Origin of the sequence: Streptomyces sp. GbtcB7, assembly GCF_019091445.1 — a bacterium.
Taxonomy (GTDB): domain Bacteria; phylum Actinomycetota; class Actinomycetes; order Streptomycetales; family Streptomycetaceae; genus Streptomyces; species Streptomyces mirabilis.
This window is the reverse complement of sequence record NZ_JAGXJM010000382.1, coordinates 1-258: the sequence shown is the minus strand read 5'-3', so window position 1 is coordinate 258 and position 258 is coordinate 1. Positions and strand designations below refer to the sequence as shown.

The following is a 258-nucleotide window of genomic DNA, read 5'->3' as shown; positions in this document are numbered from 1 at the left end:
CCACGATGATCGACCCTTCAAGGCAACGCGTTGCGCCGGCGGGCGCCCAGGATCTGATGCCGACCTGGATCGGCGCACCCCAACGCCAGCGCATCGCACGGCGGGTCCATGCCCCCACTTGGTTTGAGAACGACGGCAGAATGGGCGCCCTCGGGGAAGCTCGGTTCGGAGTAGGCCGCCAATCGCAGTCGCTTCTCTTCGCAGCCATCAGCGCTGAAGGCATCGGTGGCGGGCTCATCATCGAGCGTGAGGTGTACC

1 protein-coding gene is annotated in these 258 nt (G+C 65.9%); it reads left to right on the top strand.

Annotated elements, in window-relative coordinates; translation table 11 throughout:
- Nucleotides 1-5: 5 nt before the first annotated feature.
- Nucleotides 6-258, top strand: a 253-nt coding sequence (locus KVT44_RS61425) for an ROK family protein (RefSeq protein WP_368857624.1), incomplete at its 3' end; no start/stop codon positions are given.